This window comes from Streptomyces sp. ATexAB-D23 (assembly GCF_000373645.1).
Taxonomy (GTDB): Bacteria; Actinomycetota; Actinomycetes; order Streptomycetales; family Streptomycetaceae; genus Streptomyces; species Streptomyces castrisilvae.
The window spans coordinates 55,230-79,298 of sequence record NZ_KB892003.1 but is presented as its reverse complement, the minus strand read 5'-3'; the positions used below and the strand labels follow the sequence as shown (position 1 = coordinate 79,298).

Genomic DNA, 24,069 nt, shown 5'->3' with positions numbered 1-24,069 from the left:
GGACCCGTATGACCCAGGGCACGTTCGGCCCCCCGGGGTGAAGCTCAGCGCCGCGCCATGTAGAGGCTGAACGCCTTGTGCAGGATCTTGCTGATCGGGTAGTCCCACTCGCCCACGTACTCGGCCGCCTCCCCGCCGGTGCCCACCTTGAAGCGGAGCAGACCGAGCAGGTGGTCGCTCTCGTCCAGCGTGTCGGTCGTGCCGCGGAAGTCGTAGACGTGTGCGCCCATGGCGTGGGCGTCGCGGATCATCTGCCACTGGATGGCGTTGTTGGGCTGGACTTCGCGCCTTCGGCTGGTCGAGGCACCGTAGGAGTACCAGACGTGCTGCCCGACGGTGAGCATGGTGGCGGCGGCCAGCACCTCCCCGTCGTGTTCGGCGAGGTAGAGCCGCATGCGGTCGGGGTCCTCGGCGGTCAGGGCCTTCCACATGCGCCGGAAGTACTCCGGCGGGCGCGGGACGAACCGGTCCCTGGCGGCGGTCTCGGTGTAGAGCGCGTAGAAGGTGTCGAGGTCGGCGTAGTCGCCCTGGACCACCTTGACGCCGGCTTTCTCGGCCTTCCTGACGTTGCGGCGCCACAGTTGGTTGAAGCCGCGCTGGATGTCGTCCGGGGAGCGGCCGGCGAGGGAGAGCTGGAAGACGTAGCGCGGCTGTCCGGCGGCGAATCCGTCCGCGCCGGCTCCGCCGGACTGCTGCCAGCCCAGGGAGCGCAGGCGGTCCATGAGCGCGAAGGCGCGGGGATCGCGGGTGGTGGGTTCGACCTCGCCGAGCCGGTGGGCCCGCGGGTCGGCGATCGCGTCCTTCACCGTGGCCGCGTCCCAGCGCCGGGCGACGACCGGTGGACCCATCTTCACGGTGAACGCGCCCTGCTTCTTGAGGTGGCCCAGCAGCGGATCCAGCCACCGGCCGAGGTCGTCGTCGTACCAGTCGATGACCGGACCCTCGGGCAGGTAGGCGAGGTGACGGCCGAGCTTCGGCAGCGGCCGGTACAGCACGAGGGCCGCGCCGGTGATCCGGTCCTCGGCGTCGACCCATCCGAGGCTCTCCGCCCGCCAGTCGGGTTTCACCCCGCCCCAGGACGGAACCTGCATGTGGCTCGCCGACGGCAGGCCGTCGATGAACGCCATGTGCTCGTCCCGGCTGATCGTCCTCAAACGGAGGTCCATCGGTCTGCTCCTCGTTCACGGGCCGTGATCCTCTGGCAGCGTACTGGCGCACGGCTCGGGCGACGACGCGAGCGCTTCGCGGAGTGCCGCGGGTCGGGCCGCGCGGTGACGGCCCCGCGCGGGCGGGGCACGGGCCGGGCAGGGCCGTGTGCCCCCGCCCGGACACCGCGCGTTCGGGCGACGTCACCGTCCGGGCAGCACCGACGCCGGGACCAGGCCGAGCGCGGCGAGTGCCGCCACCGCCATCAAGGCCTGGCCCATGGCAGGCCCCGACATCGCGAGGGCCGGCTCCGCCGGGGCGGCGACGGCGGACGAGGTGAGGGGCATCAGACCGGCCGCGACGGCGATCCCGAGGGTCGGACCCACGTTCATGGCCGTCTGTTTGAGCCCGCCGACGACCCCGGCGTGGCCGGGCGGCGCGTCCCCCACGACGGTGCCGGTGGCGGTGACCATCACGGTGGCGAACCCGGCGCCCAGCACCGCGAAGAGCACGCCGGTCTCCGGCCAGGCACTGTCCGGGGAGAGCCGGGAGAGACCGATGACGGCGAGGACGACGCCCGCCTGACCCGCGACGGCGGTGCGGCGCGGCCCGAATCTGCGGGCCCCGGCCGCGGCGGCCGGCGCTCCGAGGACCATGAGCACGGTGAGCGGGAGGACGCGCAGACCTGTGGTGAGCGGGTCGAGGCCGAGCCCCTGCTGCAGGAAGAACGTGGCTACGAACAGCGCGCCGAACATGCCGCCCGAGGTGACGAGCAGAAGCGCCATCGACGCCATCACGGGCACCGAGCGCGTCACCACCGCGGGCACGACCGGCTGTGCGCTGCGGCGTTCGTACGCGACGAGCCCGGCCGCGAACACCACGGCCAGCAGCAGCCCGAGGACCGTCCGCACGCCGGTCCACCCGTGGTCCGGGACGCCGGCCAGGGTGTGGACCAGGACGGCGAGCGCGGCGGCGAGCAGGGCGCCGGCAGCCAGGTCGAACCGCCGGAACGCGGTGCGCGGCGACGCAGGTGTCCGTACGGCGAGGGTGAGCGCGGCGATGGCGAGGGCTGCTGGGATGTTGATCAGGAACACGGCACGCCAGCCCCAGTGCGCGACGAGCACTCCCCCGAGCACCGGGCCGGCCCCCGCGGCCACCCCGATCGCACTGGTGCGGGCGGCGACCGCCGCGCCGAGCCGGTCGGCCGGGTACACCAGCCTGAGCAGGGCCAGCGTCGCCGGTTGCAGGAGCGCCCCGAACACGCCTTGGGCGGCACGCAGGCCGATCACCCAGCCGACTCCCGGGGCGAGGGTGATGCCCGCCGAGGCCGCGCCGAAGCCGAGCACGCCGATGAACAGCAGCCGCTTGTGCCCGTACCGGTCGCCCAGCCGCCCGGCGATGACGAGGAAGGCGGCGACCGCGAGCAGGTAGCCGGTGCTGGTCCACTGGACCTGGGTCACGTCCGCCCCGAGGTCGCGTTGCAGATCCGGCTGCGCGACGAGCAGCACCGTGCCGTCCAGCGCCACGATCATGGCACCCGCCACCGAGGCCACGAGCGCGACGCGGGGCCGCAGGGCGGGGGCGGCGGTCACCGTCACGGACTCACCCGGCCGAGGTGGGCGTCGAGCACCGCCGCGACGAGGGGCTCCAGCAGGTCGCCGCCGTCGGACGACGAGGCGCCCAGGGCGAGTTGGAGGCTGCGCCGGGCACGGAGTTCGGCGAAGCCGTGCAGGTTGGTCCACAGCGCGGCGGCGGTCACGGCCGGCGGCGGGGCGGCCTCGCGGGAGGGGCCGGTCCCGCGTTCCGCGTTCTCCTCGCGGTCCTGGGCGACGAGTTCGACCAGATGCGCGAAGAGCGGGAGGGTCGACTCGCGCAGGCGGGGCCGCTCCGGGTCCCGGATCCCGCCGGACGGCTCCTGACTCTCGCTGTCGAGCAGGTCGTGACGGAACATCAGCTCGAACATGCCGTGGTGCTCCCACGCGTAGCCGAGGTAGGCGTCCGCGAGGGCCCGCAGCCGGGCTCGCGGGGAATCCGCCGGGTCGGCCGCCGTCGCGAAGCGGTGGGCGAGATCGGCGAAGCCCCGTCGCGCGATGGCGGAGAGCAGGGAGTGGTGCGTGGGGAAGTGGCGGCGCGGGGCCCCGTGGGACACGCCGGCCCGCCGCGCGATCTCGCGCAGCCCGAGCGACGCGGAGCCCTCGGTCATGACGAGTTCCACACCGGCGTCGATCAGCCGTTCCCGCAAGGGGTTTCCAGAATCCATGGACCGTGTCTACCAGGTCGCCGTAGACACTGTCTACAGATCTCGCCGGCCACCCGAATGGCGGGTCGGCGGGGGCCGGAGGAGAGTGGAAGACGGGCCGGACCGTGGCGGAAGGTGATCCGCCCGGACGAATCCCCCTCCCGACAAGCTTCCATGTGAGGAACTCATGGCGACCAACGAAAGTGTCAGCGGCACCCGGCTGGAAAGCGGCAATTCGAGCGGTTCCCGAGGAACGACCACCATCGCGGACAGCGTGGTCTCCACGATCGCCGGCATCGCGGTACGGGAGACGGACGGTGTCCATTCCGTCGGCTCGGGACCGTCGCGGGCACTCGGTGCCGTCAAGGACAAGGTCTCCCGCTCCAACGATCCCGGGCGAGGCATCAAGGTGGAGGTCGGCGAGAAGCAGACCGCCATCGATGTCGACATCGTCGTCGACTACGGCATCCCCATCCTGGACACCGCGCACAACATCCGTACGGACGTCACGGACGCGGTCGAGACCATGACCGGTCTCGAAGTGGTCGAGATCAACATCAACGTCACGGACGTCCACGTGCCGGGATCGGACGACGACGAGGACGAGGACGAGTCGTCCGGGAGCACCTCGCGCGTCCAGTAGGTGAGGCCGCTCGACCCCTGCCCGGTTCTCCGGTCAGTCCTCGGTTCAGTCCTCGGTTCAGTCCTCGGTGAGGATGCCTTCGCGGAGCCTGCCGAGTATGCGGGCGATGAGCCGTGAGACGTGCATCTGGGACAACCCCAGCCGTTCGCCTATCTGGGACTGCGTCATCTCCTGCCCGAAGCGCATCTCCACGATGGCGCGCTCCCTGTCGTCCAGCGTCTCCAGGAGAGGCGCCAGGGCGTGCAGGTTCTCGACCAGTTCGATGCCCGGGTCGCACTCGCCGGTGATGTCCGCGTGGGTGCGGCTCACCCCGCTGGGGCTGTCGGTCTCCGCCCCGTCAAGGGGCACGTCCAGCGAGTGCGCGGTGTAGCCGTTGGAGGCGACGAGGCCCTCGATGACCTCCTCCTCGCTGATCTCCAGGCGCTCGGCGAGTTCGGCGACCGTGGCCTCCCGGCCCTGGGCGGTGGCCAGTTCCTCCTTGGTCTTGGCGAGGGTGACCCTCAGCTCCTGGAGCCGCCTCGGCACATGTACGGACCAGGTGGTGTCGCGGAAGAAGCGCTTGATCTCCCCCACGATGTAGGGGATCGCGAACGAGGTGAACTCGACTTCGCGGGTGAGTTCGAAACGGTCGATGGCCTTGATCAGCCCGATGGTCCCCACCTGGATGATGTCTTCCATCTGGCCGTTGCCGCGGTTGCGGTAGCGGGCGGACGCGAAATGAACCAGGGTCAGGTTCATTTCGATCAGTGTGTTACGGGCGTACTGGTACTCCGCCGTGCCTTCTTCGAGATTCTGCAGCCGGTCGAAGAACAGCTTGCTGAGCGCGCGGGCGTCCTTGGGTGCGACCTTCAACGGGTCGGCGATCTCCGGGAGTTCCGCCGGCGCACCTGTTGTGGTCCCCGGCACCTGCACAGATACGGGTATCGACATCGCGATCATTCCCCTTCCGTCGAGCGGCACATGCTTTCGCATACGCGAAGCTGCGACTACCCGGAGCCATGCGTTCCACACCCGCGGCGGCCGAACGGTGTGCCGCTGCCGTTCTCCGACACGACGGCGGCAAGGACGGGGACGAAGGCCGGACGGACACCGGTCAGCGCGGCGGATAAGGGGCGTCGGCCAGGACCCGGGCCAGGTGAACGGCGTTGACGGCCATCGAATGCGTGGTGGACCTGACGGCCTCGGGCGTCTCGTCGAGGTCCTGGTAGTCGGTCCCGTGCTGGGCCTCTCCGACCCAATAACTCACCGCCCCGGGGGCCAGGGTGAAGCCCAGGTCGTTGAGGCCCTGGAAAACATCGGCGCTCACCTTGTGGGCGCCGTCCTCGTTGCCCACAACGGCCACCATGGCCACCTTTCCGTAAGGCAACTGCCTTCCCTCGCCGTCGGTTTCGGAAATGTCGGCGTTCAGCCGCTCCAGCACCCGCTGGCACAGGCTCGACGGATGCCCGAGCCAGATCGGGGTGGCCAGCAGCAGGATGTCCGCCGCCAGCACCTTCTCGCGCAGCTGGGGCCACTCGTCCCCGTCCCCCATGTCCGGGGCGATTCCCGGCCGGATGTCGTGGTCGACGACCCGCACGGTCTCCCCCCGCACACCCAGTCCGACGAGTTCGGCCATGATCTGGTCGGCCAGGAGCTGGCTGCTCGACGGCTTCGGGGAGGGGGAGAGGGTGCAGACGAGCGCGAATGCTCGGGTCATGATCGGTCTCCTTCTGTACGGAAGTACGGGGGTACGGGGGTACGGGGGTACGGGGACCCTTTCCACTATGGGTGTTCCACGTGCTGCCCGCCCGGCACAGCGGGTGGGGACGTCGCCTTCCCGTTCGCGCACAGGAAAGTCGTGAAATTCTCCAGGAATACAGAACGGAGGCCGGGGCACGTGAAGCCTCGGAGGTTGATACCCATGGTTCCCATCATTCTGGTTCTTCTGCTTGCGCTCATTCTCTTCGGGGCCGGCTTCGCCCTGAAGGCTCTGTGGTGGATAGCCATCGCCGTCCTCGTGGTGTGGCTGCTCGGCTTCGTCGTACGCCCGGCGGGCGGCGGTGGAAAGCGCGGCCGCTGGTACCGCTGGTAAATAATTCCCGCAGCCAACAAAAATGGGCTGGGACATGACCGCCGGTCATGTCCCAGCCCATTTTCTTGTTCTCGGCCCCTGTGTGTGACTCCCGGGATGCCGGGCACGTGGAGTTCCGAGAAGCACTGCATCTCGACGAAGGAGCCATTTCATGAGTGACAACATCTGGGGCTACCAGCCGACCGCGGGCCACACCGCCGGCGCCGACCTGATCGGATTCAAGGTCGAAGCCACCGACGGGAGCATCGGCAAGGTCGACAAGCACTCGGACGAAGTCGACTCCTCGTACCTGGTCGTGGACACCGGTGTATGGATATTCGGCAGGCACGTCCTGCTGCCGGCCGGAACCGTACGCAGTGTCGATCCGGACGAGCGCAAGATCTTCGTCGACCTCACCAAGGCCCAGATCAAGGATTCGCCCGAATTCGACAAGGAAAAGCACACCGACGACCCGGGATACCACGAGCAGATCGGTGGCTACTACCACGGGCACCGTGGCATCTGACCGGTCCGTACGGAGCTCGTACGCGGAAAGGAGGGGCCGTCCGGGAATTCCCGGACGGCCCCTCCTTTCCGTCGTCCTTCACTCGGACCGTCAGCCGAATGGCGTCCCGGACTGGCACCCCCCGGCCCCTGGACGGTTGGCTTGTCCCCAGCGCGCACATCTGCCGGACGGGTGATACCCCCATGACGCACTCCCCCACCAGCGGCGGCGAGCGGCTGCTGCACGGGTTCCTGGCGCAGGTGCACGCCACCGCTCCGACCGACCTGCCCGCGCTCGTCGACCGGTACGCTGGGCTGCTGGGGATGCGCCGCGTCGAGATCTACCTCGTCGACCTTCAGCAGCAACTCCTGACACCGCTCTCCGGCGAAACGGAGCTGCGTGTGGACGCGTCGCTGGCAGGAGCGGCCTACCGTTCCCTGGAGTTGCGCGTCGAGACCACCGAGACCGGCACGCTGATCGCGTGGCTGCCCCTCGTGGACGGGGTGGAGCGGCTGGGCGTGATCGGCGTGTCCGTGGACACGCTGGACAAGACGCGACTGGAGCGGTGCAACAGTCTCGCGACCGTCATCGCGATGGCCGTCACGTCGAAACGTGCGTTCAGCGACCGCTTCGTGGAGCGGGCGCGTACCGAAGCCATGACGCTGCCCGCGGAAATGGTGCGGGCCCTTCTGCCCCCGCGCGCGGTGGGTGAGGAGCGCGCGGTGTCGACAGCGGTTCTCGAACCGGCCTACGAGCTCGGCGGGGACGCCTTCGACCACTCCCTCACGGAGTCCACCCTGCACGCCGTGATCCTCGACGCGATGGGCCACAACCTCGCGTCGGGAATGACCAGCGCCATCGCCATGGCCGGCTGCCGCAGTGCCCGCCGCAAGGGCGCGGGGCTGCGGGAACTCGTCGAGACCGTCGACGATGTCCTGGCCGAGTGGCTGCCCGACCAGTTCTGCACCGGCATCACCCTGCAACTGGACATGTCCAGCGGGATTCTGAGCTGGGTCAACTGTGGCCACCCGCCTCCTCTGCTCATCCGGGACAACCGCGTCCTGGACAACGTGCTCGACCGCCCCGGCGAACCCCCCATGGGCACACCGGGAAAGCTCGCCGGAGCGGACCGGAGGGTGCACCAGGTGCCCCTGCGGCCCGGCGACCGCATCCTGCTCTACACGGACGGGGTGACCGAGGCCCGCATGGCGGACGGCAGCCAGTTCGGGCTGAACCGCTTCACGGCCTTCGTCATCCGGGCCACCGCTGCCGGAGAGCCCGCGTCGGAAGCCCTCCGGCAGCTCATCCACTCCATCAGGGAGTCCCAGCACGACAGGCTGAACGACGACGCCACCATCCTGATGCTGGAGTGGCGCCGGCCCGCTCCCGCTCCCTAGGGCCGACGCGCGGCACGCGGCCAGTAGGAGGTGGAGAGCGACAGGCCAGGTCGAGCACCCCGTAGGTGACCCGGGTGGCGCTGCCGTCGGGTGCCACGTCGGACAGCCGCACGGCGACCTGGGCGGTCTCCCTGGACGAGGACACCAGCAGGTCCGCCGAGGGTGCGCCGAGGATCTCCACGCGTCCCGCGAGCGGCTCGGTCTCGAAGACGAGGGAGCCGCCGTCCTCATCCCGCTGGTCGTGGGCAGGTCCGGCGGGGTGTTGCACGAGGCCCCCTTCCCGCCGGACCGGCCCACGGACAGCGGTGACTGGGGCGTGTGGACGCGTTCCTCCGCCTCCGCTCCCCCGGCTTGCGCCAGGGGGCTGATCGGGCCCCGGTCGCACAAGCCCAGCCGCTGGAGGCGAGTACGGGGCAGCCGAGCGCCCCATAGTCCTCGCTGAGCGAGGCATGGCGCCAGCAGTCTTCGCGTTCCTGGGACGCAACCGTTCCAGGAGCCAGAGCGCGCCGGGTCCAGCCGTTCGTGCCACATCTCGCGCCACCGGTCGCCGACGACGGCAGGTTCGCATCGTCCAGGCCCAGTACGAGGATGTTCTTGCGCTGTGGGGACACGCGGCGTCCTTTCGTGGGGGCCCACCGCGCGTACCGCCATCGTCCGGATCAACGGGCGGCGCCGCACCCGGCTGTGAGGCGTGGACCGGCGTGGACCTCACATTCGGGTGCGCTGTTCCGTCGAACCGGCGGGGGGGGGACGGAATCGGACGAGATGAATCAGGGACGGTCACGATCATGAGCACACCATCCGAGCCGGGCGGCGAGCGGTCCGACGCACGCCCGGAGCCGAGCCTGAGCGCGGTCGTCGGCGAACGCCGCCGGCTCATCAACCTCGCCTACCGGATGCTCGGTTCGCTCGCCGAGGCGGAGGACGCCGTGCAGGAGACGTACGCCCGCTGGTACGCGATGCCCCGGAGCCGGCAGGAGGCCATCGCGTCCCCCGGCGCGTGGCTGACGACCGTGGCCGCCCGGGTCTGCCTGGACGTGCTCGGCTCGGCGCGTGTCAGGCGCGAGCGCTACGTCGGCGAGTGGATCCCCGAACCGCTGCCCGACCGTACGGAGTGGGTCGGCGGGGGCGCCGCGGGCGGTGGGGACGGACCGGTGGACCCCGCGGACCGGGTCACCCTGGACGAGTCCGTGAACATGGCGTTCCTCGTCGTGCTGGAGTCGATGACACCGGCCGAGCGGGTGGCGTTCATCCTGCACGACGTCTTCCGCTACCCGTTCGCCGAGGTCGCCGGCATCGTCGGCCGGAGCGCCCCGGCCTGCCGGCAGCTCGCCGCTTCGGCCCGTCGGCGTGTCCGTGAAGCGCGGGCGCAGACGGGTCCGTCGGCTGAGCAGGCCGTGCTGGTGCGGGACTTCAAGGAGGCGTGGGAGGCGAAGGACATCGAGGCGCTGGTCGGTCTGCTCGACCCGGAGGCCGCATTGATCACCGACGGGGGCGGACTGGCCGGGGCGGCCCTGCGTCCGGTGGAGGGCGGCGAGCGCGTCGCCCGGTACCTGGTCCACTTCGCGGAGAAGGCTCCCGGGCTGGTGCTCCTGGAGCGGACGGTCAACGGCCGGCCGGGGCTGGTCGCCCAGCACGCGGGCGCCACCGTCACGGTGGCCGCGTTCGGCCTGGCCGGGGACCGCGTCCACCGCGTCTGGGCGGTGCGCAACCCGGAGAAACTGCGGCCCTGGCCCGGGAACGGCGCCGGCGCGCCCGGCGCAGGCGGGCCGCCTCAGTCGTGGGGCGGGTAGACGAGACGGCCGTCGCGGACCCGCGCGTCCTTGTTCAGGACCGCGGGCCGCGTCGAGGTGGGCGACAGGATGTCGACGACCTCCGCGCCCGCGACGATCAGTGCGTCGGTGATCAGTCTGCGGTGGCAGCGCCAGGGGACGGCCTCGCTGCACATGATCGCGGGCCGTTCGTGCGCCGCGAGTTCCAGCAATGCGTCGAGACCTTCCCGGAATTCACCGGTCGCCATGTAGTCGGCGTAATCGCGGAAGGCTTTGACCCGCCAGGCGCCGTTCACGCTTTCCACGCCCTTCGGGGTGTGCCGCCGTCCTCCGAGCTTCGGCATCCACCGGTATCCGATGCCGGGCGGCAGGGCATCGATGATTGCCTGCTGGTTCCACTGCGGCAGCCTTCTCGACGACGGGAACGAGCGCACGTCGGCGAGACAGGTGACGTCGTTTTCGCGCAGCAGCTCCAGCAGCTCGTCGAACTCGCGCGTCGAGTGCCCGACCGTGCAGATCCTGTTCACCGCGCCACCTCACGCCACCTCGCCCAGGTCACTTCTTCTCGCGGTACGCGGGCCAGGTCCGTGGCCTTCGCCGCCTCAGCCCTGGGTACGCTCATTTCGAAGGGCCCGCCACCGGGCGAGCCCCGAGGAGCGTCGGCACGGACGGGAAGCGGGTCGGGCATGTGCACCGCCGAGGACTACCCCGTACGGGCCGCGGCCCGCTCCCGCACGCTGGCCGGCCTCGACGCGGAGCTGATCCGGTGCCGCGCCTGCCCCCGCCTCGTGGAATGGCGGGAGGAGACAGCCCGCGCCAAGCGTCCGGCGTACCGCGACCTGGAGTACTGGGGACGTCCGGTGCCCGGTTTCGGGCCCTCCGACGCCTCCCTGGCGATCACGGGCCTCGCACCCGCCGCGCACGGTGGGAACCGGACGGGGCGGATGTTCACCGGGGACCGGGCCGGCGACCTCCTGTACGCGACGCTGTACGAACTCGGTCTGGCCTCCAGGCCGACGGTGACGGGTCCGGGTGACGGCCTCGAACTGTACGGGGTGAGGGTCACGTCGCCCGTGCACTGCGCACCGCCCGCCAACCGCCCGACACCCGGCGAGCGGGACACCTGCCGGCCCTGGCTGGCCCGGGAATTCGAACTGCTGCGGCCGACGGTGCGTTCCGTGGTCGTGCTGGGCGGCTTCGGCTGGCAGGCGGCGCTCGCGGCCCTGGAGCGGGCCGGCCGTCAGGTGCCGAAGCCTCGGCCGGTGTTCGGCCACGGTGTCCGTACGACGCTCGCACCCGCCGACGGGGCGGGCGACGCGCTGACGGTGTTCGGCTGCTACCACGTCAGCCAGCGCAATGTCTTCACCGGCCGGCTCACCGCGGCGATGTTCCGCGAGGTGCTCGCCGAGGCGGCCCGGACGGCCGGGCTGCCCGTCGTAGGGTCCGCCCCGGAGTAGGCCGGCCACCGCTCGGGGCCGGACGGCACCGGCCGCGACAATTTCGTAAGATCATCAGGTTCGGACCGCCGGAAATCGAGCAGCCGTCCGTCATGGGTTCACTCTCACGCGCCACCGCCACCCCCTCACCGTCCGAGCGCGCGCTCCGTCCACGGGGCCGCACGGCCTCCGGGAGAGCCCGGACGCTCCGCCGACGCCTCCTGGCCCCGGTCGCCGTGATGTCGTTCGCGCTCGTCGCGGCGGCCTGCGGCGGCACCTCGTCGTCCGGCGCCCCGGCCGGGACCGCGGCCCACACCGGAAGCCCCGGCTCCGAGCAGACCCCGGCGCCCCCTCCGGACGCGGCCTCGTCGGCACCCGCCACACCGCCGTCCTCCCCCGGCACCACGCCCGCCACGACGCCCGGCTCCGCCACCGCCACGGCCGGCGGCCCCGGTTCCGCTTCGGGCTCCGCACGGTGCACGGCCGAGGGCCTGACCATGAGTGTGCGACGCGCCGACGCGGGCGCGGGCCACCTCTACTACCGGCTCACCTTCGTGAACAAGTCCGCACACTCCTGCACCCTCACCGGCTTCCCGGGGGTCTCCCTGATCAAGCGCGACGGCAGCGTCATCGGCGTCCCCGCGAAGCGCGAAGGCGCGGCGCAGGGGCGCAGGGTGATCGCCCCGGGCAAGGCGGCGAACGTCACCCTGCACACACTCAACCAGCACATCAACGGTTCCGGGTGCTGGGCCGGCGCCGACTACCTCCGCGTGTACCCGCCCGGTTCCAAGGAGGCGCTCACCCTGCGCGACCCGCAGCTCCGGATCTGCGGCGACCGCTTCACGACCAGCTCGGTGGGTGGCTGACCCCCGGTGGACGCGACCGGTCAGGAATCGAGAAGCGTGGCGCGCGGGGCGGAAATAGCCTCGACGCATGACCTCCATCGAACACATCACCCTTGAGGCCGAGGACCCGGCCGCCGCCCTCCGCTTCTACAAGGCGGCCTTCGGTCTCGACTCGCAGATCCGGGCGCGGGCCGCAGAAGCACCGACGACCGGCTTCCGCGGTTGCACCCTGTCACTCACCGTCGCCCAGCCGGCCACCGTGCGAAGCCTCATCGACGCGGCGCTCGACGCCGGGGCCACACCGGTGAAGCCGGCCGGCAAGTCGTTCTGGGGCTACGGCGGGGTCGTACGGGCTCCCGACGGCGCGCTGTGGAAGGTCGCGAGCTCGGCGAAGAAGGACAAGGGCCCGGACACCGGGAGGATCGACCAGTTCGTGCTCCTGCTCGGGGTCGGGGACATGGTCGCGAGCAAGCAGTTCTACATCGGCCGCGGGTTCACCGTCGGCAAGAGCTACGGGCGCAAGTACGTCGAGTTCGCGACGCCGCAGAGCGCGGTCAAGCTGGCTCTCTACCCGCGCCGCGCCCTCGCCAAGGACGCCGGTGTGCCTCCGGAGGGCACCGGTTCGCACCGGCTGGTCGTCGGTGGCGGCAGCGACTCGTTCACCGACCCGGACGGCTTCGCCTGGGAACCCGCCACGCGGTGAACCGCCGGCGCCTCGGGCGCCGGCGCGATCGAGCAACTGCTCCGCTTCTGATGCTCGGCGCCGGCTACGAGACGGTGTGCCGGCTGCGAGGCCGCGGGGCGTGGAGCGGCCACCGCGCTGTGGAACGGGGTAACGTTGCGGACGGCCCGGTCACGTACACCCGTCCGGAACGCCCGGACGGCGTGCACCCGGACTCCGTGATCGTCACTCCGGCAACCAGCGCGACCTGCTCCCCACGTGACTGGTAGCGTCGGCCCCGGCGAGGCCATGGAAGGACTTCCTTCTCACACCATCGATTGGTCCTTCCGCTTACCTCGCCCTCGACGTGACGCCGTACGGGGTGGCTCGCCGCCCGGTGGGGCGATACTGATCGTGACGGTCGTCCCGCCGGTGGACCGGGTTCGGATGCCGGCTGGACCGACTGGGACAGAGCTCTGCCGACGTCTCTGAGGGGAGCCGTTCATGACCACGGCGAAAGACCTGTTCATCACCGCCATGAACCCGAAGGCGGAACACCCCGTCGGACAGGGGGACCTCTCACTCGCACTCGCGGGAGCGGAACTGATCGACCTCATCGACGCGGGAGCGGCCGGCCTGGACGGTGACCGCATCGTGGCGGGCGGTCCGCCGGAGCCGGAGGACCGGCTCCTTGCCGAGGCCGCCGCCGCGCTCACCCGGCAGGAGCCCCACGAGCGGATCGACGACTGGCTGTGGCGCCGGGGCCGGGATCTCGCGGCCGCGTACCAGGCCGCCCTGGAGGCGGAGGGCGAGCTGAACCCGAAGCGGGGCCGCCGGCTGTCCTTCGGCGCGGAACGCGTGGAGGCCGCCGATACGCCCGCGCGCCGCCGGGCGGCCGCCCGCTGGGAGGAGAGGGAGCCCGTCCTGACCGCTCTCGCCTCGGCCGTGGGTATCGAGAGCGAGGGGTCCGACGAGGAGACCGATCTCGGTGACGAGGTGACGGTCGTGGTCGCCGGCGTCCATGACGCGGTGATGGAGCTGGAGGCCGTGCGCCAGAGGCGCTCCATCGAGAACGCCGCCTTCGCCAACGTGTGGCGCGGGCCCTGACCTTCCACGCCGCCGGAGCCGCCCGAGGACGTCGGACGTCCCCGTAGCGGGTCTTGCCGCCGGTGCGGGCTCGGCGGCCCCCTTCCTCTCCCGTGCGCCCGTCAGCCGGGGAGTGCGTCGACGGTGAGGGCGACGGGGGCGAAGAGGTCGCCGATGGCGGTGAGGGCCGCGGCCTTGAGGGCGGCGGCCGGCAGGACCGTGCCGTCGGGTGCGGTGAGGCTGCGGGTGGCGGTGGCCTCGGCGACGACGGCGGGCCGGTAGCCGAGGTTGAAGGCCCCCTGAGCGGTGTAGTTGACGCACATGTGGGTCATGAAGCCGGCGAGGACCAGCTCCTTGCCGCTGCCGGGCGCCGCGCCCAGAGCGGTCAGGGTCCTCTCCAGTCCGGTCCGGTGGAAGGAGTCGGGGAAGTGCTTGACCACCACCGCCTCGCCCTCCCTGGGAGCCACCTCGTCGCTGATGGCGCCGATGCGGGCGCGAATGTCGTACGCGGAGCCCTCACCGCCGTCGTGGACGACGTGGATGACGGGGGTGCCGGCGGCCCTGGCCCGTTCCAGCAGGCGGGCGCAGGCGGCGACGGCCTCCTCGGCGCCCTCCAGGGCCATGACGCCGGTGCGGTAGGTGTTCTGGACGTCGATGAGGATCAGGACGGACTCACTCAGCCGGGGCAGCCGGGTTTCCGCGCCCGTGACCTCGCGCAGCGTCGGGGACGGCTGGTGGGTGGCGGTGTTCATGGTGTGCCTTTCTCGGGGATGCGGGCAGGGCGGAGCTGTCCTCCCCGCGTGGGCGGGAGGAAGTCGCAGGTGACGGTGGGAGGGCCGGCGCTTCGGGCCGGCCCGGCGCGGAAGCGGCGGCGGTAGGCGGCGGGCGCTTCAGGCCGGCCCGGTGCGAAAGCGACGGCGGTAGGCGGCGGGGGTGGTGGCGAGCTGCCGTCGGAACACCCGGTGCAGGGTCTCCGCCGAGCCGAGCCCGGCCGTTGCCGCGACACGGTCGAGCGGGTCATCGGTCGTCTCCAGCAGCCGGCGGGCCGCCTCGACCCGGGCGGCCTCCACATAGGCGGCCGCGGAGACGCCGGTCTCCTGTTTGAAGACCCGGGCGAAATGCCGCTCGCTCAGACACATCCGCCCGGCGAGCACCTCCGCACGGAGGTCCGCGTCGAGGTGGTCGGCGATCCACAGCCGCAGGTCGTCGATGTCGCGCCGCGAGGAGGCCGGCCTGCTGAGGGGGACGGAGAACTGGCTCTGCCCGCCCTGCCGCTTGAGGTACATCACCAGTTGCCGCGCCACGGCCAGCGCGACGTCCTCGCCCCGGTCCTCGGCCACCAGGGCGAGTGCGAGATCCAGGCAGGCGCTGATGCCGGCCCCGGTCCACACCCGGCCCCGGTCGGCACGGACGAAGATCGGGTCCGCGTCGACGGTGACCTCCGGGTGCGCGGCGGCGAGCTGGGCGGCCGTCGACCAGTGGGTGGTCGCCCTTCTGCCGTCGAGGAGTCCGGCCGCGGCCAGCAGGTGTGCGCCCACGCACACGGACGCCACCCGACGGGCGTGCCGGGCGGTCTCCTTGACCCACGCCACGATGTCCTGGTCGATCCGGGCGACGGGGCCGTCGTCGGTCATGTCGACCGCGCCCGGCACCAGCAGGGTGTCCACCTGCCCGCCGACCTCGTCGAAGGTCAGGTCGGGGACCAGCCGGACACCCGCCGATGTCCGCACCGCGCCCGCTTCGGGGGCGGCGAGCCGGACCCCGTAGCCGGCGCGGTCCCCGCCGGACCGGTTGGCCAGGGCGAAGACCTCGGCGGGGCCGGCGACGTCGAGGAGGTCGACGCCTGGGAAGACCGCGATGACGACACGGTGTGGGGTGGGCATGGACCCATCGTCGTCAGGATCCGGGGTGGCCGCAATGACGGTTGACTGTCACATCCGGACATGCGGACACCGGGCGGCCGGGCACCCGGGCGGCCCCGGGGCGGCGGCCGTTCGAGATGCGGGTGCGGGGCGGCGCTGATTCGCTGGAGTGGTCGGCTCTCCATCGAGAACCAGGAGTGATCATGAGCGTTGCGGACGAAACCGGCGGCCGCGCCGAGCGGATCCGGGCCAAGGCGCGGGAGATGCAGGAGGCCGCCGATCGCGCATCCGACCCGCAGGAGCGCCGGCGCCTCCAGGACAAGGCGCGCCGGCTCCGGGAGCGGAGCGACCAGGTGACCACCAAGGGCGATCACGGAACGAACCCGCTCTGACCCGGGGTGCCGCCGGAGCGGCCCGGCGGCCCGGGGGTCACTGGGTGAAACGGGGCAGCCATTTCACCTGGTAGTCGGGGTGACCCGCGTGTTCGGCGGCCATCTGCCGGACCGCGAAGCCCAGGCCGAAGGCCCGGCCCGAGGCGAAATCGCGCTGCGGCCGGTCGATGTCGAGGGCGGCGACCTCGGTGTACTCGTCCAGGAGGACCCGGTTGGTCTCGATGCGCTGGAGGGTCCGGGCCGGGTCCTGCCGGGCGATGTGACGGTCGTAGCCGTGGTTGCGCAGGGTGAAGGCGATCGCGCCGCCGCGGTCGTGGATCTCGCCGGGCACCTCGGCCGGGCAGCGCCACCCCTCGCCGCCCGCTGCCCGCGCTGCCTGCTCTTCCTCGTCGAGGCGTGCCCGGACGAACGCGACGAGGCCGGAGTTGTCTGTCATAGGTTCTGCATCCTTCCGCTCGACCCCACCCCTCAGGGGCCGAGCTGGACACTATCCCGCCACGCGCGCCAGGTCCCGCAGCTGCCCGCGCCCCGCGGTCCGGGTCCCGCGCCGGCCGGTGGGCGCCGCCCCGGGGCGGCGCCCACCGGCCGCCGTGATTCCGCCTCCTCAGTGGCCGCCGTCGACCGGCTCCAGTACGAAGACGGGGATCTCCCGGTCCGTCTTCTTCTGGTAGTCGGCGTAGTCGGGAAACGCCTCGACCGCGCGCTCCCACCAGAGCGCCTTCTCCTCGCCGGTCACCTCACGGGCGGTCATGTCCCGGCGCACCGGCCCGTCCTGGAGCTCCGCGCGCGGGTCGGCGACGAGGTTGTGGTACCAGACCGGGTGCTTCGGGGCGCCGCCCTGGGAGGCGACCACCGCGTACCGGCCGTCGTGCTCGACGCGCATGAGGGGCGTCTTGCGGATCTTCCCGCTCTTCGCGCCGACGGTCGTCAGGACGATGACCGGCATGCCGCGCATCGTCGTCCCCTCCGTTCCCCCCGAGCTCTCGTACTGCTCGACCTGGTCACGGACCCACTGTGCGGGGCTCGGCTGGTACTCGCCCTGAAGAGGCATGCGTCTTTCCCATCGTCGACATCCGGCCGGGGCATCTCATCGGCCGCGGCACCTCATCATGGCTTCAACGACTTCGGCCTCCGCGAAAGTCCGCCCGGTCGACGTGTCGCACGGATCGGCCGGGTTCACTCGGTGTCGACGAAACCCATGGTGCGGTTCATCCCGATCGCGCTCGCGTTCGCGGGGTGGTGGAACGTACGGATCCGGTGCAGACCGCACAGGCGCGCGAAGTCCATCCCGAACGTCTTCATGGCGATGGAGATGCCACGGCCCCGGTAGGGGGCCCTCACCCCGGTCATCTCGTTGAACACGAAGCCGGTGTGGCGGGACGTGGCCGCCAGTCCGATCCAGTCCTCGCCGTCGAGGGCGATCACGACACCGCGCGGGTCGTACGACGGTACGCCGAACCGGCGTGCGCAGAATTCCTCGTACGTGAAGAACTCGCCCCGCTCCGGAATGTCGGCGGAGCACTCCTTGTTGAGCTCGTACAGCGCGCGGCGGTGCTCCGGGGTGTCGCCCAGCTCCGCGAGCGTGGTGAGCCGGATGCCCTGGTCCCGGCACCGGGTGACGTAGGCGCCGAACCGCTCGGCGTCGAAGGTCGTGGTGTCGAGTTCGAGCCGCACCCAGTGGTCCGTCATGTTCCGCCCTCCACCCGTGCCGGATTCCGTGCGACCGCTGAAGCCCCCACCCTATGCAGGGCGGGGGCTCCTGTTCCCGGTGGGTTCCGGTGACGGATGTCGTCAGCTGACGTTGACGTCGATGCACGCGTAGAAGGCGTTGGCGGTGTCGGCGATGTTCCAGACCGCGAGTACCTTCTGCTTGCCCGAGAGGTTGCCGAAGTCCACCTGGTGGGTGACGGTCGCGCCGGGCTGGGCGCCGTTGTCGTTGAACTCCGCGATCTTCTGGCCGGACGCGAAGTACTGCCAGGTACTGGTGGCGTGGCGTGCGGTCAGTACCCACTGGAACGAGGTGCTCCGGCTCACCGGGGTGACCTGCCAGCCCTTGGAGTCGTCGTCCAGCTCGGCGAAGCCGCTGTTGCCGCCGCTGCAGCTGGTCAGCCCCTTGGGACCCTCCACGCTCTGCGGTTCGTACGTGATGGAGCCGCAGCTGACGGTCCCGGCGGCGCACTGGGCCTGCCGGCTGGGCGGTGACGAGATGTAGCCGTGGGCGCTGGCGGAGCCGGTCGGCAGGGTGAGCGCGAGCACCGGGGCGAGTACGGCTCCGACGGCCGCGGCGGTCTTCCTTTTCGCGTGCATGCTTCTCCTTCACATGAGGCGTCGCTGCGCGCCCGGACTGTGGGGAGCCCGAAAGCGGCAGACCGGCCTCTCAGGTGTGGGGCCAAGAGGCGCGAAGGGCACGGCAGAACCATGACCGGACACCCCTGCGTAGGGGGTGGCCGGGGCCGGGCCCTGCACTTGGACTAGACCATACCCAGGGAGCAGTGGGCGTCAAGAGCCCTGCCGGAGGCGCGAGTTGGGGCGGCGGGGCCAGGGGCGGGCGGGGCCGGCCGGATTCACGCCGGAGGCCGCAACACCTGCGCCGGCCGCTGCACGAGGGAGCGTACGGTCCGGTCACCGCACGCCGTCACCCGCCTGCCTCACGCCCCGGTGACGCCGTCCAGCCGCTCCCGTACCAGGTCGGCGTGGCCGATGTGGCGCGCGTACTCGCCGATCATGTGGACGTGGACCAAGCGCAGGGAGTGGACCTCGCCGTTGTGGGTGAAGGTGTCGTCCAGTGAGGCGCCCGCCACGATCTCGTCGGCGAGCCGGCACTCCTCGACCAGCCGGGCGTAGTCCTCGGCGGCTCGGGCCGGGTCGAGGTCCTCGAAGTCCGCGTCCTTGCCCTTCGCGGGGTCGTACATCGGCTCCAGCTCCTGGCCGGCGAACCGCTGCCGGAACCAGGTGCGTTCGACCTTGGCCATGTGGCGTACGAGCCCCAGGAGCGCGAGGTTCGACGGCGGGACGGTCCGCTCGGCGAGCTGCTCACCGGTCAGGCCGGCGCACTTCTGGAGCAGGGTGGAGCGGAACCAGTTCAGGAATCCGGTGAGCGTCTCCCGCTCTCCGGCGACGAGCGAGCCGGGCGTCCGTGTGGCCTCAGGGGCTGTCCATGTCATCCGGCGATCATGCCCGGGCAGCGGGCGTGCGCACGAACCCTTTACGGCCGCATGCTGTAGCCGCTGTCGTCCGGGGAGGAGCGGGTCACGGACGTCGTGACGCCGCTGATGACCCCGATGACGAGGAAGAGGACCAGCAGCGCCTTTCCCGCGGTGCTCATGACCAGCGGCCTGGTGGCGGAGCGCGGTTCCTCCTGCGGTACCAGGGCGGCGTCCTCACCGAACAGGCCCTTGGGGTAGGCGGGGCTGAGCATCGACAGATAGGCGGACACCCGCATCTCGTAGCGCAGGGTGGCCGCCGTGGCCTCGAACAGGGGCCGGGGCATGCGCCCGAGGATCAGCGTGATCAGCCACCACAGGATCGCCAGGGCGGACCAGCCGGATGTGGCGAGCCCCTGCACGATCGCCGCGGGGATCACCAGGATCAGGCGGAAGAGGATGGCGAGCCGGTTGAGCCGGGTCGGCCGGACATCGATGCGTACCGGGTAGTGCGGCGGCTGGGTCAGGGTGAAGGGCGGGTAGCTGTCGATGAGCAGCATGCCGCTCGCGCCCACCCGCGTCCGGTAGGCCAGGACCCCGGCGAGGAAGCGGTAGACGGGAGCGGGCAGCCGGCCGAGCGCCAGGGCGGCGAACCAGCCGAACACGACGGTGAAGAAGGCCGCGATCTCCAGGAAGAACAGCACGACGGCGTGCGGGATCAGCAGGAGCAGCCGGAACAGGACGGTGAGCCTGCGCTGGCGCGCGGGTTCGGCCACGTCCAGCACGGGCAGGAATTCGGCGGCGTCTCCGGCTCGTCGCCCCGGGCTCCACTGGGCGTCCGTCATGTCGCTCCCCTTCGGCGGTGACCGGCGCGGCCCCTGTTCATGTCACGCCCGGTGTCCTGTCACCGTCGGCCCGGGGAAGGCCCTCCGCAATCGGCCACGGGCCGATCGAGGTATCCGCCGGCTCCCGCCGCTCGTCCCGGTCAGCGCTTGCGCCGACGGCCGCGGGCGGCCGCGGCCCGTACGCCCTGCCGCATCCGTGACCAGCGCGAACCGGTCCGCCCGCTGCGTGACTTCGGCCGGGCACGGCGGCGGGCCGTCTTCGGGCGGGGCCCCGGGGCGGGCTTCGCCGTACGGCCGGGCCCGTCCGCGAGGACGTGGTAGCGGTGGCTCAGGCGGCGCCCGATCAGCAGATAGGCCAGGGCCGCGCCCGCGGTGTTGAGGATGACGTCGTCCACGTCGAAGGCGCGGCCCGCGACGAGTGCTCCCTGCGCCAGTTCGACGAAGGCGATGACCAGCACCGTCAGCAGGATCATGCGGATCATCCGCAGCCGTCGCGGTACGAGGACGGGCAGCAGGACACCGAACGGCATGCCCAGCAGAAGGTTGCCCCCGGCCTGCTTGCACGCGGCGAGGAAGGTGTAGTCCTCGGCGTACTGGCGCAGGGAGCGTCCCGGTCGCAGGTTCGACGTGACGAGATCCTCGGACGCGGGCGACGGGGTGAGCGTCACCTTCGCCAGGACGACGGAGAATCCGACCAGGGCCAGGAAGGCCAGGACCAGTAGGCAGACCCGCAGCAGAAGCCGCCCCCATCCCCTGGACCGGGTCGTGTCGCGTTCACCTCTCGCGGCTGCTGCGTCCATGGAGCCCGGATGCCCCGGAAGGCCTGGGCCACTCCCGGCGCGGCCGTGCGGGGACCGGATCCGGACGTCAGACTGGTCGCAGTGGGCCGGTCGCGGAAGGCCGGCGCGTCCGGCGGGAAACGAACCGATGCGGAGGTCCTATGACGGGCGACCACGCGAACGCGCCGCTGCGCTGTCTGGTCACCGGCGCCACCGGGTACATCGGCGGCCGGCTGGTGCCGGAACTCCTCGCGGCGGGGCACCGGGTGCGGTGTCTGGCCCGCACCCCGGAGAAGCTCCGGGACTATCCGTGGGCCGGGGAGGTGGAAGTCGTCCGGGGCGATGTCACGGACGCGGAGTCCCTGGCCCCGGCGATGCGCGGCATCGACGTCGCCTACTACCTGGTGCACGCCCTGACGACCGGGGCCGGCTTCGAGGAGACCGACCGGCGGGCCGCCTCGGCGTTCGCGGAGCAGGCGCGGGCGGCGGACGTCGGCCGCATCGTCTACCTCGGCGGGCTCACGCCCGAGGGCACGCCGGCGCGTGAGCTGTCGCCGCATCTGCGCTCGCGGGCGGAGGTGGGCCGCATCCTGCTGGATTCCGGCGTCCCGACCACCGCCCTGCGCGCCGCGGTCATCATCGGTTCCGGGTCGGCCTCGTTCGAGATGCTGCGCTACCTCACGGAGCGGCTGCCGGTCATGGTGACGCCGAGCTGGGTGTCGACCCGGATCCAGCCGATCGCGGTGCGCGACGTGCTGCGCTACCTGGTGGGCGGGGCAGGCATGCCCCGGGAGGTGAACCGCACCTTCGACATCGGCGGACCCGACGTTCTGACGTACCGGGACATGATGCAGCGGTACGCGCAGGTCGCCCAGCTGCCGCACCGGGTGATCCTGCCCGTGCCGATGCTGACACCCGGCCTCTCCAGCCACTGGGTCGGGCTCATCACCCCCGTACCGGCACCGATCGCCCGGCCGCTCGCGGAGTCCCTGCGGTACGAGGTGGTGTGCCGGGAGCACGACATCGCACGCTACGTGCCGGACGGCGCTGGGCAGCCGTTCACCTTCGACACGGCGCTGCGGCTGGCCCTGCAACGGGTGCGGGAGGCCCGCGTCACCACCCGGTGGTCCTCCGCCTCCGTGCCGGGGGTGCCCAGCGACCCCCTGCCCACGGACCCCGACTGGGCGGGCGGCAGCCTGTACACGGATGTGCGCGAGCGCACCGTCGACGCGTCACCGGCCGCTCTGTGGCGGGTGGTCGAAGGCATCGGCGGCGAGCACGGCTGGTACTCGTTCCCGCTGGCCTGGGCGGTGCGCGGCTGGCTCGACCGGCTGTTGGGAGGCGTGGGCCTGCGGCGCGGGCGGCGCGACTCCGACCGGCTGCGGGTGGGCGACTCGCTGGACTTCTGGCGGGTCGAGGAGATCGAACCGGGCCGGCTGCTGCGGCTGCGCGCGGAAATGCGGCTGCCGGGCCCGGCCTGGCTGGAGATGTACGTGGAGCGGGACGAGAACGGGCGTACGCGTTACCGGCAGCGGGCCCTGTTCCATCCCCGAGGGCTGCTCGGTCACGCGTACTGGTGGGGCGTCTCGCCCTTCCACGCCCTGGTGTTCGGCGGCATGGCCCGCAACATCGCGCGGGCGGCCGAGACCGCCGTGTCACCCGGACGGGCGGTACCCGCGGTGTCGTCCTGAGCGGCGCGGATTGGGGGCGGGGGGCGGGCGGCAGCATGGCAGTCCCCGCCTCACCAGGAGTTGCGCCATGACCACAGCGGTCGTCCTGTTCACCGCCGATCTCCGCCTGCACGACCATCCGCCGCTGCGGGCCGCACTCGCCGGCGCCGACGAGGTAGTGCCGCTGTTCGTCCACGACCGCGCGATCGAGGCGGCCGGGTTCGGCGCCCCGAACCGGCGCGCCTTCCTCGCCGACTGTCTGCGCGATCTCGACGCCGGGCTGCGGGACCGGGGCGGCCGGCTGGTGATCCGGTCGGGCGAGGTGGCCGCCGAGGTGTGTGCCGTCGCCGCCGAGACCGGCGCGCGGGAGGTGCACGTCGCGGCGGGCGTCAGCGCGTACGCCCGCCGCCGGGAGGAGCGGCTGCGCGAGGCCCTGGGGTCCGCGGGGCGCGCGCTGCGCGTGCACGACGGGGTGATCACCGCGGTGGCGCCGGGCGCGGTGACCCCCGCGTCATCGGACCATTTCGCCGTGTTCACCCCGTACTTCAGGCGCTGGTCGGGCGAGCGGCTGCGCGATGTCTTCGGCGCTCCGCGCACGGTGCGGGTGCCTGAGGGGGCGCGCTCGGAGAGGGTGCCGGCCCGGGACGGTGTCCGTGGTGTCTCGGAGGGCCTCGCGGAGGGCGGCGAGAAGGCGGCGCGCAAGGCGTTCACGAACTGGCGGCGTCACGGGCTCGCCGCGTACGAGGACCGGCACGACGACCTGGCGGGCGACGCCACCTCCCGGCTCTCCCCGCATCTGCACTTCGGCACCCTGTCCCCGGTGGAGCTGGTGCGCCGGGCGCGGGACGCGGGCGGCGCCGGGGCCGAGGCGTTCGTCCGGCAGCTGTGCTGGCGCGAGTTCCACCACCAGGTGCTCGCGGCGCGGCCGGCCGCGTCCTGGGAGAACTACCGCACCAAGCACGACCGGTGGCGCCGTGAGGCGGACGCGGCCGGCGAGATCGAGGCGTGGCGGCAGGGACGCACGGGCTATCCGGTGGTCGACGCCGCGATGCGCCAGCTGCGGCACGAGGGCTGGATGCACAACCGGGGCCGGCTGCTCGCCGCCTCCTTCCTGACGAAGACCCTGTACGTGGACTGGCGTGTCGGCGCGCGGCACTTCCTGGACCTTCTGGTGGACGGCGACATCGCCAACAACCAGCTGAACTGGCAGTGGATGGCCGGGACCGGCACCGACAGCCGGCCCAACCGGGTGCTCAGCCCGGTGGCGCAGGCCAGGCGTCTGGACCCGGACGGCGACTACGTCCGGCGCTGGGTACCGGAGCTGGCGTCGCTGTCCGGGGCGGCCGTGCACGAGCCGTGGAAGCCGCGCGGCGCTGAGCGTGAGCGCCTGGACTATCCGGAGCCGGTGGTGGACCTGGCCGATGGGCTGACCCGGTTCAGGCGGGCGCGCGGGCTCGGCTGAAGGCGGCGGCGTGGCCCCGGGCCGCCACGCCGGACGCGGCACAACACGGCCGGGCGGACGGGCTGCGGCGAAGATGCTGGGGTGGCGACTCCCCGTTCCCAGTCATCCACCGGTCCGGCCGGCCCCGAAGGGGCGG

Annotated in this window: 27 protein-coding genes and 1 pseudogene; 12 read left to right on the top strand and 16 right to left on the bottom strand. The window is 71.9% G+C overall.

Features of this window, described 5'->3' with window-relative positions:
• Nucleotides 1-44: 44 nt before the first annotated feature.
• From B082_RS0105320 to B082_RS0105310, 3 genes are all read right to left on the bottom strand, one after another.
• A complete protein-coding gene (locus B082_RS0105320) occupies nt 45-1,166 on the bottom strand; it encodes a lipid II:glycine glycyltransferase FemX (RefSeq protein ID WP_018550768.1) in 1,122 nt (373 codons plus the stop codon).
• A gap of 183 nt (nt 1,167-1,349) precedes the next feature.
• Entirely contained in the window at nt 1,350-2,678 is a 1,329-nt protein-coding gene (locus B082_RS0105315; protein WP_051094585.1) for an MFS transporter, read from the bottom strand.
• A gap of 62 nt (nt 2,679-2,740) precedes the next feature.
• On the bottom strand, nt 2,741-3,406 hold the full coding sequence (locus tag B082_RS0105310) for a TetR/AcrR family transcriptional regulator (RefSeq protein ID WP_026249444.1): 666 nt from the start codon (nt 3,404-3,406) through the stop codon (nt 2,741-2,743).
• A 166-nt stretch (nt 3,407-3,572) separates the two neighbouring features.
• Between B082_RS0105310 and B082_RS0105305 the strand changes: the two genes are divergently transcribed.
• Nucleotides 3,573-4,028: an Asp23/Gls24 family envelope stress response protein gene (locus B082_RS0105305; RefSeq protein ID WP_018550765.1), complete on the top strand. Its 456-nt coding sequence runs from the start codon at nt 3,573-3,575 to the stop codon at nt 4,026-4,028.
• 57 nt (nt 4,029-4,085) lie between these two features.
• On the opposite strand, the gene B082_RS0105300 is transcribed toward B082_RS0105305, so the two are convergent.
• Nucleotides 4,086-4,967 carry an RNA polymerase sigma factor SigF gene (locus B082_RS0105300; RefSeq protein WP_018550764.1) on the bottom strand — a complete coding sequence of 294 codons (882 nt, stop codon included), beginning with the start codon at nt 4,965-4,967 and terminating at the stop codon, nt 4,086-4,088.
• Nucleotides 4,968-5,121: 154 nt separating this feature from the next.
• On the bottom strand, nt 5,122-5,724 hold the full coding sequence (locus B082_RS0105295; protein ID WP_018550763.1) for a flavodoxin family protein: 603 nt from the start codon (nt 5,722-5,724) through the stop codon (nt 5,122-5,124).
• Between the two features lie 204 nt (nt 5,725-5,928).
• On the opposite strand from B082_RS0105295, the gene B082_RS0105290 reads away from it, so the two are divergent.
• The 3 genes from B082_RS0105290 (at nt 5,929) to B082_RS0105280 (ending at nt 7,980) form a co-directional block, all read left to right on the top strand.
• Nucleotides 5,929-6,099, top strand: a complete 171-nt coding sequence (locus B082_RS0105290; protein WP_018550762.1) for a hypothetical protein — start codon at nt 5,929-5,931, stop codon at nt 6,097-6,099.
• A gap of 151 nt (nt 6,100-6,250) precedes the next feature.
• Complete coding sequence (locus B082_RS0105285; protein ID WP_018550761.1) at nt 6,251-6,604, top strand: PRC-barrel domain-containing protein; 354 nt, start codon at nt 6,251-6,253, stop codon at nt 6,602-6,604.
• A gap of 182 nt (nt 6,605-6,786) precedes the next feature.
• The gene (locus B082_RS0105280; RefSeq protein ID WP_018550760.1) at nt 6,787-7,980 is read left to right on the top strand and encodes a PP2C family protein-serine/threonine phosphatase; all 1,194 of its coding nucleotides are present in this window, start codon (nt 6,787-6,789) and stop codon (nt 7,978-7,980) included.
• Between the two features lie 34 nt (nt 7,981-8,014).
• Here B082_RS0105280 and B082_RS37775 read toward each other — a convergent pair.
• A pseudogene (locus B082_RS37775) lies at nt 8,015-8,544 on the bottom strand (CocE/NonD family hydrolase C-terminal non-catalytic domain-containing protein); the annotation flags it as partial.
• A gap of 224 nt (nt 8,545-8,768) precedes the next feature.
• Between B082_RS37775 and sigJ the strand changes: the two are divergent.
• Nucleotides 8,769-9,773: an RNA polymerase sigma factor SigJ gene (gene sigJ / locus B082_RS0105275; RefSeq protein WP_018550759.1), complete on the top strand. Its 1,005-nt coding sequence runs from the start codon at nt 8,769-8,771 to the stop codon at nt 9,771-9,773.
• On the opposite strand, the gene B082_RS0105270 is transcribed toward sigJ, so the two are convergent.
• Complete coding sequence (locus B082_RS0105270; protein ID WP_018550758.1) at nt 9,755-10,279, bottom strand: DUF488 family protein; 525 nt, start codon at nt 10,277-10,279, stop codon at nt 9,755-9,757. The genes sigJ and B082_RS0105270 overlap by 19 nt on opposite strands.
• 159 nt (nt 10,280-10,438) lie before the next feature.
• On the opposite strand from B082_RS0105270, the gene B082_RS0105265 reads away from it, so the two are divergent.
• The 4 genes from B082_RS0105265 to B082_RS0105250 all read left to right on the top strand — a co-directional run bounded on the left by B082_RS0105265 (nt 10,439) and on the right by B082_RS0105250 (nt 13,801).
• Complete coding sequence (locus B082_RS0105265; protein WP_018550757.1) at nt 10,439-11,209, top strand: uracil-DNA glycosylase; 771 nt, start codon at nt 10,439-10,441, stop codon at nt 11,207-11,209.
• A gap of 218 nt (nt 11,210-11,427) precedes the next feature.
• A complete protein-coding gene (locus B082_RS0105260; protein ID WP_018550756.1) occupies nt 11,428-12,054 on the top strand; it encodes a DUF4232 domain-containing protein in 627 nt (208 codons plus the stop codon).
• A gap of 67 nt (nt 12,055-12,121) precedes the next feature.
• Nucleotides 12,122-12,736, top strand: a complete 615-nt coding sequence (locus tag B082_RS0105255) for a VOC family protein (RefSeq protein ID WP_018550755.1) — start codon at nt 12,122-12,124, stop codon at nt 12,734-12,736.
• Between the two features lie 462 nt (nt 12,737-13,198).
• A complete protein-coding gene (locus B082_RS0105250) occupies nt 13,199-13,801 on the top strand; it encodes a GPP34 family phosphoprotein (protein WP_018550754.1) in 603 nt (200 codons plus the stop codon).
• Nucleotides 13,802-13,902: 101 nt separating this feature from the next.
• Here the strand turns inward: B082_RS0105250 and B082_RS0105245 are convergent, their stop codons facing one another.
• Together B082_RS0105245 and B082_RS0105240 are read right to left on the bottom strand one after the other, a co-directional pair.
• Complete coding sequence (locus B082_RS0105245) at nt 13,903-14,532, bottom strand: cysteine hydrolase family protein (protein WP_018550753.1); 630 nt, start codon at nt 14,530-14,532, stop codon at nt 13,903-13,905.
• Nucleotides 14,533-14,670: 138 nt separating this feature from the next.
• Entirely contained in the window at nt 14,671-15,663 is a 993-nt protein-coding gene (locus B082_RS0105240) for a GlxA family transcriptional regulator (protein ID WP_018550752.1), read from the bottom strand.
• A 182-nt stretch (nt 15,664-15,845) separates the two neighbouring features.
• Between B082_RS0105240 and B082_RS0105235 the strand changes: the two genes are divergently transcribed.
• Nucleotides 15,846-16,034, top strand: coding sequence for a DUF6381 family protein (locus tag B082_RS0105235; protein WP_018550751.1), 189 nt, complete (start codon nt 15,846-15,848; stop codon nt 16,032-16,034).
• Between the two features lie 37 nt (nt 16,035-16,071).
• Here B082_RS0105235 and B082_RS0105230 read toward each other — a convergent pair whose 3' ends face one another.
• The 7 genes from B082_RS0105230 to B082_RS0105200 all read right to left on the bottom strand — a co-directional run bounded on the left by B082_RS0105230 (nt 16,072) and on the right by B082_RS0105200 (nt 20,822).
• Nucleotides 16,072-16,470 carry a DUF6221 family protein gene (locus tag B082_RS0105230; RefSeq protein WP_018550750.1) on the bottom strand — a complete coding sequence of 133 codons (399 nt, stop codon included), beginning with the start codon at nt 16,468-16,470 and terminating at the stop codon, nt 16,072-16,074.
• 168 nt (nt 16,471-16,638) lie between these two features.
• The gene (locus tag B082_RS0105225; protein WP_018550749.1) at nt 16,639-17,085 is read right to left on the bottom strand and encodes a nitroreductase family deazaflavin-dependent oxidoreductase; all 447 of its coding nucleotides are present in this window, start codon (nt 17,083-17,085) and stop codon (nt 16,639-16,641) included.
• A gap of 125 nt (nt 17,086-17,210) precedes the next feature.
• Nucleotides 17,211-17,723: a GNAT family N-acetyltransferase gene (locus B082_RS39140; protein WP_018550748.1), complete on the bottom strand. Its 513-nt coding sequence runs from the start codon at nt 17,721-17,723 to the stop codon at nt 17,211-17,213.
• 102 nt (nt 17,724-17,825) lie between these two features.
• A complete protein-coding gene (locus B082_RS0105215) occupies nt 17,826-18,341 on the bottom strand; it encodes a lytic polysaccharide monooxygenase auxiliary activity family 9 protein (RefSeq protein ID WP_018550747.1) in 516 nt (171 codons plus the stop codon).
• 341 nt (nt 18,342-18,682) lie between these two features.
• The gene (locus B082_RS0105210) at nt 18,683-19,198 is read right to left on the bottom strand and encodes a DinB family protein (RefSeq protein ID WP_018550746.1); all 516 of its coding nucleotides are present in this window, start codon (nt 19,196-19,198) and stop codon (nt 18,683-18,685) included.
• Between the two features lie 41 nt (nt 19,199-19,239).
• Nucleotides 19,240-20,022, bottom strand: a complete 783-nt coding sequence (locus B082_RS0105205) for a DUF4389 domain-containing protein (RefSeq protein ID WP_018550745.1) — start codon at nt 20,020-20,022, stop codon at nt 19,240-19,242.
• A 140-nt stretch (nt 20,023-20,162) separates the two neighbouring features.
• Nucleotides 20,163-20,822, bottom strand: a complete 660-nt coding sequence (locus B082_RS0105200) for a VanZ family protein (protein WP_018550744.1) — start codon at nt 20,820-20,822, stop codon at nt 20,163-20,165.
• Nucleotides 20,823-20,962: 140 nt separating this feature from the next.
• Here B082_RS0105200 and B082_RS0105195 point away from each other — a divergent pair, with 140 nt between their 5' ends.
• Entirely contained in the window at nt 20,963-22,492 is a 1,530-nt protein-coding gene (locus B082_RS0105195) for an SDR family oxidoreductase (protein ID WP_018550743.1), read from the top strand.
• A 67-nt stretch (nt 22,493-22,559) separates the two neighbouring features.
• On the top strand, nt 22,560-23,933 hold the full coding sequence (locus B082_RS0105190; protein WP_018550742.1) for a cryptochrome/photolyase family protein: 1,374 nt from the start codon (nt 22,560-22,562) through the stop codon (nt 23,931-23,933).
• Nucleotides 23,934-24,069: the final 136 nt, after the last annotated feature.

What these genes read in the sequence shown, in the direction of transcription:
- B082_RS0105320 (WP_018550768.1), bottom strand. Translation starts at nt 1,166, where the DNA reads ATGGACCTCCGTTTGAGGACGATCAGCCGGGACGAGCACATGGCGTTC.
- B082_RS0105315 (WP_051094585.1), bottom strand. Translation starts at nt 2,678, where the DNA reads ATGATCGTGGCGCTGGACGGCACGGTGCTGCTCGTCGCGCAGCCGGAT.
- B082_RS0105310 (WP_026249444.1), bottom strand. Translation starts at nt 3,406, where the DNA reads ATGGATTCTGGAAACCCCTTGCGGGAACGGCTGATCGACGCCGGTGTG.
- B082_RS0105305 (WP_018550765.1), top strand. Translation starts at nt 3,573, where the DNA reads ATGGCGACCAACGAAAGTGTCAGCGGCACCCGGCTGGAAAGCGGCAAT.
- B082_RS0105300 (WP_018550764.1), bottom strand. Translation starts at nt 4,967, where the DNA reads ATGATCGCGATGTCGATACCCGTATCTGTGCAGGTGCCGGGGACCACA.
- B082_RS0105295 (WP_018550763.1), bottom strand. Translation starts at nt 5,724, where the DNA reads ATGACCCGAGCATTCGCGCTCGTCTGCACCCTCTCCCCCTCCCCGAAG.
- B082_RS0105290 (WP_018550762.1), top strand. Translation starts at nt 5,929, where the DNA reads ATGGTTCCCATCATTCTGGTTCTTCTGCTTGCGCTCATTCTCTTCGGG.
- B082_RS0105285 (WP_018550761.1), top strand. Translation starts at nt 6,251, where the DNA reads ATGAGTGACAACATCTGGGGCTACCAGCCGACCGCGGGCCACACCGCC.
- B082_RS0105280 (WP_018550760.1), top strand. Translation starts at nt 6,787, where the DNA reads ATGACGCACTCCCCCACCAGCGGCGGCGAGCGGCTGCTGCACGGGTTC.
- sigJ (WP_018550759.1), top strand. Translation starts at nt 8,769, where the DNA reads ATGAGCACACCATCCGAGCCGGGCGGCGAGCGGTCCGACGCACGCCCG.
- B082_RS0105265 (WP_018550757.1), top strand. Translation starts at nt 10,439, where the DNA reads ATGTGCACCGCCGAGGACTACCCCGTACGGGCCGCGGCCCGCTCCCGC.
- B082_RS0105260 (WP_018550756.1), top strand. Translation starts at nt 11,428, where the DNA reads ATGTCGTTCGCGCTCGTCGCGGCGGCCTGCGGCGGCACCTCGTCGTCC.
- B082_RS0105255 (WP_018550755.1), top strand. Translation starts at nt 12,122, where the DNA reads ATGACCTCCATCGAACACATCACCCTTGAGGCCGAGGACCCGGCCGCC.
- B082_RS0105250 (WP_018550754.1), top strand. Translation starts at nt 13,199, where the DNA reads ATGACCACGGCGAAAGACCTGTTCATCACCGCCATGAACCCGAAGGCG.
- B082_RS0105245 (WP_018550753.1), bottom strand. Translation starts at nt 14,532, where the DNA reads ATGAACACCGCCACCCACCAGCCGTCCCCGACGCTGCGCGAGGTCACG.
- B082_RS0105240 (WP_018550752.1), bottom strand. Translation starts at nt 15,663, where the DNA reads ATGCCCACCCCACACCGTGTCGTCATCGCGGTCTTCCCAGGCGTCGAC.
- B082_RS0105235 (WP_018550751.1), top strand. Translation starts at nt 15,846, where the DNA reads ATGAGCGTTGCGGACGAAACCGGCGGCCGCGCCGAGCGGATCCGGGCC.
- B082_RS0105230 (WP_018550750.1), bottom strand. Translation starts at nt 16,470, where the DNA reads ATGACAGACAACTCCGGCCTCGTCGCGTTCGTCCGGGCACGCCTCGAC.
- B082_RS0105225 (WP_018550749.1), bottom strand. Translation starts at nt 17,085, where the DNA reads ATGCCTCTTCAGGGCGAGTACCAGCCGAGCCCCGCACAGTGGGTCCGT.
- B082_RS39140 (WP_018550748.1), bottom strand. Translation starts at nt 17,723, where the DNA reads ATGACGGACCACTGGGTGCGGCTCGAACTCGACACCACGACCTTCGAC.
- B082_RS0105215 (WP_018550747.1), bottom strand. Translation starts at nt 18,341, where the DNA reads ATGCACGCGAAAAGGAAGACCGCCGCGGCCGTCGGAGCCGTACTCGCC.
- B082_RS0105210 (WP_018550746.1), bottom strand. Translation starts at nt 19,198, where the DNA reads ATGACATGGACAGCCCCTGAGGCCACACGGACGCCCGGCTCGCTCGTC.
- B082_RS0105205 (WP_018550745.1), bottom strand. Translation starts at nt 20,022, where the DNA reads ATGACGGACGCCCAGTGGAGCCCGGGGCGACGAGCCGGAGACGCCGCC.
- B082_RS0105200 (WP_018550744.1), bottom strand. Translation starts at nt 20,822, where the DNA reads ATGGACGCAGCAGCCGCGAGAGGTGAACGCGACACGACCCGGTCCAGG.
- B082_RS0105195 (WP_018550743.1), top strand. Translation starts at nt 20,963, where the DNA reads ATGACGGGCGACCACGCGAACGCGCCGCTGCGCTGTCTGGTCACCGGC.
- B082_RS0105190 (WP_018550742.1), top strand. Translation starts at nt 22,560, where the DNA reads ATGACCACAGCGGTCGTCCTGTTCACCGCCGATCTCCGCCTGCACGAC.